Annotated in this window: 8 protein-coding genes; 2 read left to right on the top strand and 6 right to left on the bottom strand. The window is 72.2% G+C overall.

Annotated features, from left to right (window positions below; all coding sequences use genetic code 11):
* Positions 1 to 158: 158 nt before the first annotated feature.
* The 6 genes from IE178_RS26285 to IE178_RS26260 form a co-directional block, all read right to left on the bottom strand.
* On the bottom strand, positions 159 to 1,208 hold the full coding sequence (locus IE178_RS26285; RefSeq protein WP_184761143.1) for a BMP family lipoprotein: 1,050 nt from the start codon (positions 1,206 to 1,208) through the stop codon (positions 159 to 161).
* Positions 1,209 to 1,557: 349 nt separating this feature from the next.
* Positions 1,558 to 2,787 carry a M20 family metallopeptidase gene (locus IE178_RS26280; RefSeq protein WP_184761319.1) on the bottom strand — a complete coding sequence of 410 codons (1,230 nt, stop codon included), beginning with the start codon at positions 2,785 to 2,787 and terminating at the stop codon, positions 1,558 to 1,560.
* A gap of 427 nt (positions 2,788 to 3,214) precedes the next feature.
* Positions 3,215 to 4,282: a hypothetical protein gene (locus IE178_RS26275; RefSeq protein ID WP_193514021.1), complete on the bottom strand. Its 1,068-nt coding sequence runs from the start codon at positions 4,280 to 4,282 to the stop codon at positions 3,215 to 3,217.
* Between the two features lie 48 nt (positions 4,283 to 4,330).
* Complete coding sequence (locus IE178_RS26270) at positions 4,331 to 5,269, bottom strand: N-acetylneuraminate synthase family protein (protein WP_184761141.1); 939 nt, start codon at positions 5,267 to 5,269, stop codon at positions 4,331 to 4,333.
* Between the two features lie 14 nt (positions 5,270 to 5,283).
* A complete protein-coding gene (locus IE178_RS26265) occupies positions 5,284 to 6,540 on the bottom strand; it encodes a cytidylyltransferase domain-containing protein (protein WP_193514020.1) in 1,257 nt (418 codons plus the stop codon).
* Positions 6,541 to 6,572: 32 nt separating this feature from the next.
* On the bottom strand, positions 6,573 to 7,916 hold the full coding sequence (locus IE178_RS26260; RefSeq protein WP_184761139.1) for a DUF6716 putative glycosyltransferase: 1,344 nt from the start codon (positions 7,914 to 7,916) through the stop codon (positions 6,573 to 6,575).
* A gap of 198 nt (positions 7,917 to 8,114) precedes the next feature.
* Between IE178_RS26260 and IE178_RS26255 the strand changes: the two genes are divergently transcribed.
* Together IE178_RS26255 and IE178_RS26250 are read left to right on the top strand one after the other, a co-directional pair.
* Complete coding sequence (locus IE178_RS26255) at positions 8,115 to 9,101, top strand: glycosyltransferase family 2 protein (protein WP_193514019.1); 987 nt, start codon at positions 8,115 to 8,117, stop codon at positions 9,099 to 9,101.
* Positions 9,101 to 10,432, top strand: a complete 1,332-nt coding sequence (locus IE178_RS26250; protein WP_193514018.1) for a polysialyltransferase family glycosyltransferase — start codon at positions 9,101 to 9,103, stop codon at positions 10,430 to 10,432. The genes IE178_RS26255 and IE178_RS26250 overlap by 1 nt, the downstream gene beginning before the upstream one ends.
* Positions 10,433 to 10,672: the final 240 nt, after the last annotated feature.

Raw genomic sequence — 10,672 nt, 5'->3', positions numbered from 1 at the left:
CACCACCCCCCAGGTCATGCCTTCGACAGGGGGACACAGTCATGCCGGGCCCGGAGGCCAGCGGCCCCGTTGCAGGACCGCGGAAAACATAACGGGGACGGCGGAACGGGCGGGCGCTCGATGCGCCCGCCCGCCGCGTACGGATCCGCCGGGTTCCGCTATTCCGTGCTGACCTTGATGGAGCCGTCGGTGATGCCTTCCTTGGCCTTGGCCACGGCGTCCGTCAGGCCGGGGACCTCGGCCATCTTCGGGTTGCTCTCGGACAGGCCCACGCCGTTCACCTTCAGGTCGAAGACCTGGGTGCCGGTCAGCGGCTTGTCGTCGTGGACCGACTTGGCCAGGGCGTACACCGCGCCGCCGACGTCCTTCAGGGCGGAGGTGAGGATGTAGTCCTTGTAGGCGGCGAGGGCTTCCTGCCGGTACTGGTCGGAGTCGACACCGATCGCCCAGACCTTCGCCTTGGCGGCGGCCTCGATCACGCCCTGCCCGGACAGACCGGCCGCCTGGTAGACGACGTCGGCCTTCTTCTCGATCTGGCCCTCGGCGGCGGCCTTGCCCTTGTCGGGGCTGGAGAAGCCGCCCTCCTCCGCGGTCTGCGTCAGGTACTGCGGGATCACCTTGACCTTGGGGTCGGTCTCCTTGACGCCCTGCTCGAAGCCCGCCTGGAACTTGTGGATCAGCGGGATGTCCACACCGCCCACGAAGCCGACGGTCTTGGTCTTGGTGGCCTTGGCGGCGGCGACGCCGGCCAGGTAGGAGGCCTGCTCCTCGGCGAAGACGAGGGAGGCGACGTTGTCGCCCTCGACCACGGAGTCGACGATGCCGAAGGTGGTGTCCGGGTACTTCGCGGCGACGGCCTTCATCGCGGGGCCGTAGGCGAAGCCGACGCCGACGATCGGGTCGTAGCCCTGGCGGGCCAGCGAGGCGAGGCGCTGCTCCTTGTCCGCGTCGGTCTCGCCCTCGGTGGGCTCGACGTCGGCGGTCTTGTAGCCGAACTCGTCCTTGGCCTTGGTGAGGCCCGCGTACGCGGCGTCGTTGAAGGACTGGTCGCCCTTGCCGCCGATGTCGTAGGCGATGGCGAGGCCGAGGTCTTCCTTGGAGCCGCCGCTGTCGCCGTTGTCACTGCTGGTACCGCCGCAGGCGGTGGCGGCGAGCGCGAGCGAAGCGACCCCCACCGCGACGCGGGTCAGTTTGGATATCCGACGCATCTGAAGCTCCCCATTCTCCAAAGCCCCGCAGCGGGTGCTCGGTTCGGCGCACATTAACGCGCGTAGACACTCCTGGGAACGGGATACCGCGGGGCCGTTATCCATTCGTGCCGATGGCCGGTTACGCCCTTGTGAACCAGGGGACCGTACGGGATCGAAAGGGGGCAACCGGTGGGACGCGCATGCCTGGGCGGCACGGCCCCACGCTGCCCCTCCCCCGCCCGGCGCGCAAGCGGAGCGGGCGGGGGGACCGGGAGGTGTCCGTGGCCGGTGTGCCTAGGGAGTGTCGTTCGGATCTTGCCGAGGTCGCGGACCCTGGAATCGGCCTGACCCGAACGACACCCCCTAGCTAGCGCAGGGCGTCCAGGAGTGCGGCGGCGGTGAAGAGTTCCACGCCCACGGTGATGGCGTGCTCGTCGACGTCGAAGTCGCCCTGGTGCAGGTCGCGCACGGTGCGCTCGCCGGGGGTGCGGACGCCGAGACGGGCCATGGCGCCGGGGACGCGCTCCAGGTACCAGGAGAAGTCCTCGCCGCCGAGGCTCTGTTCGGTGCCCTCGACCGCCTCCACTCCACGCCGGGCGATCATGGCGTCGCGCAGCAGCTCGGTGGCGCCGGCCTCGTTGACGACCGGCGGGACGCCCCGCACGTAGGTGATCTCCGACTTGGCGCGGTGCAGATTGGCCACCTCGTCGATGGCCGCGACCACGAGGTCGGGGGCCTGCCGCCAGGTCTCCAGGTCCAGGCAGCGCACGGTGCCGGACAGCTCGGCGTGCTGCGGGATGACGTTGGGCGCGTGGCCCGACTCGACCCTGCCCCAGGTCACGGCGAGTCCGCTGCGGCTGTCGACGCGCCGGCCGATCAGGGCGGGCACGTCGGTGACGACGCGGGCGGCGGCGGTGACGAGGTCGGTGGTCAGGTGCGGGCGGGCGGTGTGGCCGCCGGGGCCGTCGAGGGCGATCTCCAGCCGGTCGCAGGCGGAGGTGATGGGCCCCTCGCGCAGTCCGATCCGCCCGGCGTCGACGCGGGGGTCGCAGTGCACGGCGATGATCCGGCCGATGCCGTCGAGCGCGCCGTCCTCGATGGCGTCGGCTGCGCCGCCGGGCAGCACCTCCTCGGCGGGCTGGAAGATCAGCCGCACGGGGCGGGGCAGCAGGCCCTGCCGGTGCAGTTCGGCGAGGACGAGGCCGGCGCCGAGCACCACGGTGGTGTGCACGTCGTGACCGCAGGCGTGGGCGCGGTCGGGCACGGTGGAGCGGTAGGGGCACCCGGTCTTCATGTCGGGGATGGGCAGGCCGTCGATGTCGGCGCGCATCGCGAGCATCGCCGAGTCGGTGCCGGCCTCGCCGTCGGTCCCGATGTCACAGATCACGCCGGTCCCGCTGGAGAGGACGCGTGGCCGCAGGCCTGCCCGCTCGAGTCGTTCCTTGATCGCGGCGGTGGTGCGGAACTCCTGGTTGCCGAGCTCCGGGTGCATGTGCAGGTCGCGGCGGAACGCGACGAGCTCGGCACGCAGGGCCTCGGGCAACGCGCCGGGGAGCACTGCTCCCCCGGGGAGGTCGACCTCGGACTCCAGTGACATCAGTGGTTTCACCCTTTGAAGAGTAGGGCGCCGGAGCCGCGGACCGAGCCTCGATCAAGAAAAATCAGTCCGTTAGGGTCAAAAAAATTGGCGTCCCTACGCATAGCCGTCGTCTCGCTTGGGTAAACTCGCCCGCCTTTCCGACCGAGCCGATCGTGAGATCCACCGGGAGTGACATCGCCCGCTCACCGGCACCCGTCCTTCCCTCACGGATACCACGCGACGCCCGCGCCACGCGTACGGGTCCGGCTGCCGGACACCCCGGGGCGGTACCCACCCGGTCGCGTCCGGTGGGAAGCAACCGGCGGCGGCCGTCGACGAGTTCCCGCGCGGCGTCGAGGTGACCCGCGTGGCACGCGGTCCCGGTGACGTGCGGGAGGACGTCCCGCGGGGTGCGCAGACGGGGTCCGCGGCGCGAGGGGCCCCGCTACGCCGTGCCCGCCACCGCCGACAGCCGGTGGACGTCGCGGGCCGAGCCCGTCACCCCGGACAGGAAGCCCTGGGCGCGGGGGGAGGCCGTCTTGGTCAGCCAGGCCGGGTCTATGTCGCAGACCGCCACACGGACCTCGGTGCCGGTGAGGGCGAGGGGGAGGGTGTGCACGACCGTGGAGGGGAAGCTGAGGACGGTGCGGCCGATGGGGCCGCGGCGGGCGATCAGCTCCAGGGGCAGTTCGGGGCGGACGATCTCCAGTCCCGTCTCGACGGCCAGGCGGTGGAGTTTCTCCGTGCTCTCGCGGCGGTGGGCGAAGTAGCGCCGCGCGCCGTGGGTCTTCGCCAGGGAGCGGACGGCCTCCAGGTAGGCGTCGGCGTCCACCACGCCGGTCTCCACCAGGGACGTGCCCACCATGTCGGCGCCCTGGGTAACGCTCGGCGGGCCGAAGCGGTCCCGGGTCCAGGCGAAGGTGTGGGCGCTGACGGTGACTCCCGGCGGGGTGTCCGTCATGGGCATGGAGGTGAAGACCTCCACCGTGCGCTTCCCGCCCGGGGTGAGGCGGCGCCGGGCGACGGCGGACACGGGGGCGAGGACCAGGTCCCGGGGGTGGGGGCGGCCGCCCTTGCGGTGCCAGCGCACCAGGCGTTCGCCCCGGGCCAGCTGGCCGACGAACTCCATGGTCGCCGTGCCGTCGTCGACGACGACGAGGTCGCGGGCCCGGGTGATCGTCAGCAGCAGCTGGACGTACCGGGAGAAGGGGTCGCCGAGGACGATCCGGGTGGCCCGGCGCAGCAGGCGCGACAGTCCGCCGACCGTCTGCAGCGGTGCGCCCGCTCCTCCTCGTGCCTCCTCCCAGCGGACCTCGTGGCCCTCCTCGCGGGCCAGCTCGGCCATGCGGCGCAGCTGACCGCGGGTCATCGGGTCGACCGGGGACAGCACCACGAGGGTGAGCCCCACGCCGGGCGCATGCGCGTGCGCCCACTCCAGCACGTTGAGCAGTTGTACCGGGCTCTCGACGAAGGCGAGAGTGTGGGGGCCGGGCCGGCCGGCGCGGGGGCTCATCGACGTAGGACCGTTCCCGTCGTCTGGTGGGGGGGTGGGTTCGGTGCGTCAGACGGCCAGCGGTTCGCCGGCGGCGGTCGCGATCTCCGCCTCGGCGACCACACCGGGGACGCGGCGGAGCTTCTTCATCGGGCCCAGCTCGGACTCGTAGACCTTCTTCACGCCGTCGCCGAGGGAGGCCTCGATGGTGCGGATGTCGCGGACGAGGCGGGTCAGGCCCTGCGGCTCGACGGAGGCGGCCTGGTCGGAGCCCCACATGGCGCGGTCGAGGGTGATGTGGCGCTCGACGAAGGTGGCGCCGAGGGCGACGGCGGCGAGGGTGGTCTGCAGGCCGGTCTCGTGGCCGGAGTAGCCGATCGGGACGTTCGGGTACTCCTGCTGGAGGGTGTTGATCACACGGAGGTTCAGCTCCTCGGCCTTCGCCGGGTAGGTGGACGTCGCGTGGCAGAGCAGGATGTTGTCCGAGCCCAGGACCTCGACCGCGTGGCGGATCTGCTTCGGGGTGGACATGCCGGTGGAGAGGATGATCGTGCGGCCGGTGGAGCGCAGGGCGCGCAGCAGCTCGTCGTCGGTGAGGGAGGCGGAGGCCACCTTGTGGGCGGGGACGTCGAACTTCTCCAGGAAGGCGACGGCCTCGGTGTCCCACGGGGAGGCGAACCAGTCGATGTTCTTGGACTTGCAGTACTCGTCGATCTGGCGGTACTCGTCCTCGCCGAACTCCACGCGGTGGCGGTAGTCGATGTACGTCATCCGGCCCCAGGGGGTGTCGCGCTCGATGTCCCACTGGTCGCGCGGGGTGCAGATCTCCGGCGTGCGCTTCTGGAACTTGACCGCGTCGCAGCCGGCCTCGGCGGCGGCGTCGATCAGCTTGAAGGCGTTCTCGATGTCGCCGTTGTGGTTGATGCCGATCTCGCCGGTGACGTAGACGGGGCGGCCGGGGCCGGCCTCGCGGGTACCGAAGGTGCGGATACGGGAGTTGGTGCTCATGTCCGGGGATTTCCTTACTTGGGGAGGGAGTCGAGAGAGGGACCGAGGATCCAGCCGGCGATCTCTCGGATCGCGCCGCCACCGCCGGGGAGGGTGGTGACCGCGCGTGCGGCGCCGCGTACGACGTCGTGGGCGCTCGCGACCGCCACGGGCCAGCCGACGAGGGCGAAGCACGGGAGGTCGTTGACGTCGTTGCCGACGTAGAGCACGCGCTCCGGCGCGATGCCCTGCTCCTCGCACCACTGCTTCAGTGCGAGGTCCTTGCGGTCGATGCCGTGCAGCACGGGGAGCTTGAGCTTGCGTGCGCGGGCGGCGACGACCGGGTTCTGTTCGGTGGACAGGACGAGCAGCTTCAGGCCGCTCCGGCGCAGGGCGGCGATGCCGAGGCCGTCGCCGCGGTGCACGGCGACGAATTCCTGTCCACTGGAGTCGATCAGCACCCGGTCGTCGGTCTGGGTGCCGTCGAAGTCGAGGACGACCGCGTCGATGTCGTCGGCCGCGGGGAGGTGGGCAGGGGGATCGACGGTGAGGGCGCCGGGCCGCTCGGCGTCGAAGAGGGGGGCCAGCGCCCGGGAGCGCGCCAGGTCGTGCGGGTCGTCGATCTCCAGGACGCGGGCCGGGTCGGTGCGCACGAGTTCGGTGCGGCCGAAGAAGCGGTGCCCGTGCTCGCGGAAGCCGGCCGCGTCCATGGCGTAGGCGGCGCCGGTCTCCAGCAGGTCCTGCGGCCGGTCCTGGCGGCGGGGGCGGAAGGACTTGTCGTGGTTGACGCCGTACCCGCCCCCGGTCGCCTCGTCGGTGGCGTCCCGCCAGATGAAGCCGTGGAACGGGGCGACGGCCACCGCGGTGTCGGCGCCCTGGTCGACGACCGCGCCGGCCACCCCGTCGATGTCCTCGCGGACCAGGAAGGGGCTGGTGCACTGCACGAGCAGCACCACGTCCACCGGGGCGCCGTGCAGGGTCTCGTGGGACTCCATGGCGTGCAGGACGGCGGCCTCGGAGGTGGCGGTGTCGCCGGCGATGGCGGCGGGCCGCAGCACGACCTCGGCGCCGGCCTGCCGGGCGGCGGCCGCGATGGCCTGGTCGTCGGTGGAGACCACGACGTCCGTGACGTACCGCGCGGCCCGGCACTCGCGGACGGCGCGCGCCACCAGGGGGACGCCGCCGACCGGCGCGAGGTTCTTCGCGGGCACGCCCTTGGAGCCGCCGCGCGCGGGGATCACGGCGAGCACCCGGCGCGCCGAGGCGCCCTGGCCCGCTTGCGGGTGGGACATGGGATCAGCTCCTTGAGCGGGAGTGGGGGCGGTCACAGCTCGCCCATCCGGCGGATCACCGGGGCCACGCGCTGCACGCCGTGCCGGTAGGCGCCGCGCGCCGCCCGGCGCACGATCTGCCGGACCGGTCCGGGCTCCTTGTCGGCGGCGGGGGCGCCGGGCAGCGGGGTGCCGTCCGGGCCGAGGTGGTGGCGGGCGAGGATGCCGGGCAGATAGCCGGGCGCGGTGACGGGCGTGTAGTACGGGGTGAGCGGGGGCAGTCCGCCGGGCCGGGCGAGCAGCTTGGTGATGCGTTCGCGGGCCGCGTCGAAGGCGGTGGCGTACGAACCGTCGGCGGCCACGCCCTGCCGCGCCACCCACTCCTCGTCGGGTTCGGGGCGGTGACCGGCGTCGAGCTGGTCCCAGGAGGCGAGGCAGCCGGAGCCCACGAAGTGGTGGTTGCCGAGGGCCTCGCGCACCCCGAGGTCGGTGAGGACCACGGTGGGGATGCGCCGGTGCAGCGACTCCAGGGCGGCCGTGGAACTGACCGTGACCAGCAGGTCGGTGCGGTCGAGCACGTCGCCCATGTGTCCGTAGACCAGGTGGAAGTTGGGCGGGAGGTCGAGTCGCTGGGACAGCTTCTGGTAGGGCAGTTCCTCGATGTGCGTGGTGTGCTCGCCGGGCTTGGAGCGCAGCTTGAGCAGTACCTCGCGCTCGGGGTGCCGACGGGCGTGCTGCACCAGCCGGTTCAGCAGGTACGTACGGTCCTTGCGGCTCTCCGGGACGGAGGGCTGGGCGGCGAAGACGACCGTGTAGGGGTCGTGTTCGCCGGTGTAGGCGGCCCCGCCGAGGAAGGGCAGCGCGACCTCGGTGACCGAGCCGGAGTCGGCGCGCACTCCCTCGTAGACGGTGCGGAAACGCTCCGCGTCCTGGCGGGAGTTGGCCAGCACCAGGTCGGCTCCGTGGCGCAGCAGCAGGCCGTCGGCGAGCTTCTCGTAGACGACACCGACGTATCCGGTGACGACGACGGGGCGCTGCGGCCGGTCCTCCCAGATCCGCTTGAGGCCGTGCAGCATCGCCTGCACACCGCCGCCGACCAGGGCGAGCACGAGGAGGTCGTAGGACTCCTCGCGCATCGCGCGCAGGAACTCGACCGCGGTGACCTCACGGAGCGAGTCCGCGCGGACGCCGACCTCGCCGAGCTGGCGGGCGGTGGGGGTGGCGCGGCCCCGCAGCAGATATCCGTCCAGACGGATGTCGGCGGCGCCGGCCGTGTCGCCCGGGTTTCCGGGGCCGGACGGCGCGATGCGGTTCGCGGTGAGGGCGCCCCATTTCCACCGGGTGTCGGAATCCGCGAGGACCGCGACCCTGAGGGGCTTCGTTGCACTTGCTGGCACGTCGAAGACGCTAGGAAGCGAATTCTAGGTATGGCCCAACCGTGAATCAACGAGAAGTTAACAACACCCCACGGCAAGCCGAACCGGCCTGCGAAAGCGCGGTACGTAGGCGCGATCCACCGTACCGACACATGGAGTTCACCCCTCGTACGGTCTCCGGAAAGTCGCCTGGCCGGACGGCCTCCTAGTGTTCTGCGGGTGCCAAAGCTCTCCGTGATCGTCCCGTTCTTCAATGTTCGGCAATACGCCCCGGACACCCTCAGAAGTCTTCGCGCGAACGCCCGGCCGGATTTCGAGTTCGTCCTGGTCGACGACCATTCCGAGGACGAGACCCCGGCGCTTCTCGAGCGTGCGGCCGAGGACCTCGCGGACCTCGCCCAGGTGCGCTACATCCGTCATGACAAGAATGGCGGGATCGCCACCGCGCGCAACACCGGGCTGGACGCGGCACGGGGCGAGTACCTGGCGTTCCTGGACGGCGACGACTGGCTCGCCCCGGGTTATCTGTCCGGTCTGGTGGCGGCCATCGAGGAGTTGGGCTGCGATTTCGTCCGCACCGACCATGTGCGGGTCACCGACCGTGCCCGGTCCGTGCGGCGGGTCCCGGTCGGCCTGCGCGACGAGGTGCTGAACCCGCGGGACGCGATCCTGCCCGCGGACCGGACGACCTCGGTGGACTACGTGTCCGTCTGGGCCGGCGCCTACCACCGGCGGCTGCTGGAGCGGGGGCTGCTGCACTTCACCGAGGGACTGCACACGGCGGAGGACCGGCCGTGGACGTGGAAGCTGCACCGCGAGGCGGAGTCCTTCGCCGTGATCAACCTGCTGGGTGTGTTCTACCGCCGCGGGGTCGCCTCCTCCCTCACCCGGATCGGCGATGCCCGCCAGCTCGACTTCGTCCGCGCCTTCGACCAGATCATCGAGGAGACGGCGGCGGACCGGGACGCCGACCGGCTGCTGCCCAAGGCGGTGCGGCAGTACTGCGCGATCATGGCCCACCACCTGGCCGAGGAGGACAAGTTCGAACCGGCCGTGGCGAGGCGGCTGCGGGCGATGAGCGCGGCGGCGCTGCACCGCATGCCGCAGGACACGCTCGACGACGTACTGGGGAGCATGGACATGGATCGTTCCGCCCGGCTGCGACGGCTGCGGCGCCGGACCGGCACGGCGAGGGGGGCCGCCTGATGTCACGCACCACCCAGATCTTCTGTGCCTCGACCCTGTACGGCCTGGCCACGCTGGCGGCCGCGATCGAGTCCGACTGCTTCGCGGAGGCGGAGCGGCGGGTGCTGCTGGTCTGCGGCGACTCCCCGGTCCCGGAGACCGCGCCGGCCCTGAACGAGATGCCGGGTTTCGCGCCGCTGCGCGACCACTTCGACGACGTGCTCTCCTGGAACGAGGCCATCAGTCCCTTCCACCCGGGGGCCTGGACGCCGCGCTCCGACGACATCCCGCTCCTGGAGCGTCATCTGCGGCGGCTGTGGGGACTCGGCGACGACCGCGTGGAGCTGGTCCTTGCGTCCCTCCCCGTTCCCCCCGCCCTCGCCGTGGCCCAGGTGTTCACCGGGGCCCCGCTCCATGTCTACGCCGACGGGCTGATGGGTTACGGCCCCACCCGCCACAAGCTCGACCCGCTGGTGGGCACGCGGGTCCGTCAGGTGCTGCACCTGGATCTGGTGCCGGGTCTCACGCCGATGCTGCTGACCGAGTTCGACGTGCCGGCGCGCGTGGTGCCGACGGGGGCCTTTCTGCGGGCGGTCGGTGAAGTCGCCGCGACCGCCGACGGGCTGCCCGCGTTGCCGGACGACGCGGCGCTGCTGCTCGGCCAGAGTCTGTCCGCGCTCGGCGTCCTCTCCCCCGGGGAAGAGGAGGACCTGCATCTGCGGATGCTGCGGGGGGCGGTCGAACGCGGCCACCGCGCCGTCGTCCTCAAGCCGCACCCGACCGCGCCGGCCCACTTCGGCCGCGCGCTGGAGACCGAGGCGGAGAAGCTCGGGGTGGACCTCACCGTCCTCGACACGCCCGTCCTCGCCGAGGTGCTGTTCCAGAAGTCCCGGCCCGCACTGGTCGTCGGCTGCTTCTCCACCGCGCTGTTCACGGCGTCCGCGCTCTACGGCCTGCCGGTCGCCCGCACCGGCACCGAGCGGCTCCTGGAGCGGCTCACGCCCTATCAGAACGGTGATCGCGTCCCGGCCGTGCTGGCCGACGCGCTGCTGCCGGACCTGGAGCCCGGCCGGGGCGAGGAAGCCCTTCCCGCCGACGAGCTGAACGCCCTGGTCACCACGCTCGGCTTCACCATGCAGCCGCAGATCCACCCGCCCCTGCGCCCGGTCGCCGAGCGGTACCTCGCCCAGCACTTCGGCCCGCGCACCCGGCGCTGGTTCAAGCGCAAGCGGCTCACCTCGCTGGGACTTCCCGGCGGCATCCCGAGGCGGCTGGCGTTCCTGCCCCGCAACGCCACCGCGCGCCGGGTGGTGCGGCGGGCACGGGCGCTGAAGAAGGCAGTACGGGGCTGACGGGCACGGGCACCGAAGAAGGCCGTGCGGGGCCGGCGTGCGCGGGCACCGAAGAAGGCCGTGCCGAGCCGACGGGCGCGGACGCCGAAGAAGGCCGTGCCGAGCCGGCGTGCGCGGGCACCGAAGAAGGCCGTGCCGAGCCGACGGGCGCAGGCACCACAGAAGACCGCGCCGAGCCGACGGGCGCGGGCACCACGGACGCCGACGGGCGCGGACGCCGAAGAAGGCCGTGCCGGGCCG

It is taken from the genome of Streptomyces griseoloalbus, from assembly GCA_014650015.1.
In the GTDB taxonomy this organism is placed as follows: Bacteria; Actinomycetota; Actinomycetes; order Streptomycetales; family Streptomycetaceae; genus Streptomyces; species Streptomyces griseoloalbus.
This window is presented reverse-complemented; position numbering and strand designations above follow the sequence as displayed.

Coding starts and splice junctions, on each gene's coding strand:
- IE178_RS26285 (WP_184761143.1), bottom strand. CDS start 1,208: ATGCGTCGGATATCCAAACTGACCCGCGTCGCGGTGGGGGTCGCTTCG.
- IE178_RS26280 (WP_184761319.1), bottom strand. CDS start 2,787: ATGTCACTGGAGTCCGAGGTCGACCTCCCCGGGGGAGCAGTGCTCCCC.
- IE178_RS26275 (WP_193514021.1), bottom strand. CDS start 4,282: ATGAGCCCCCGCGCCGGCCGGCCCGGCCCCCACACTCTCGCCTTCGTC.
- IE178_RS26270 (WP_184761141.1), bottom strand. CDS start 5,269: ATGAGCACCAACTCCCGTATCCGCACCTTCGGTACCCGCGAGGCCGGC.
- IE178_RS26265 (WP_193514020.1), bottom strand. CDS start 6,540: ATGTCCCACCCGCAAGCGGGCCAGGGCGCCTCGGCGCGCCGGGTGCTC.
- IE178_RS26250 (WP_193514018.1), top strand. CDS start 9,101: ATGTCACGCACCACCCAGATCTTCTGTGCCTCGACCCTGTACGGCCTG.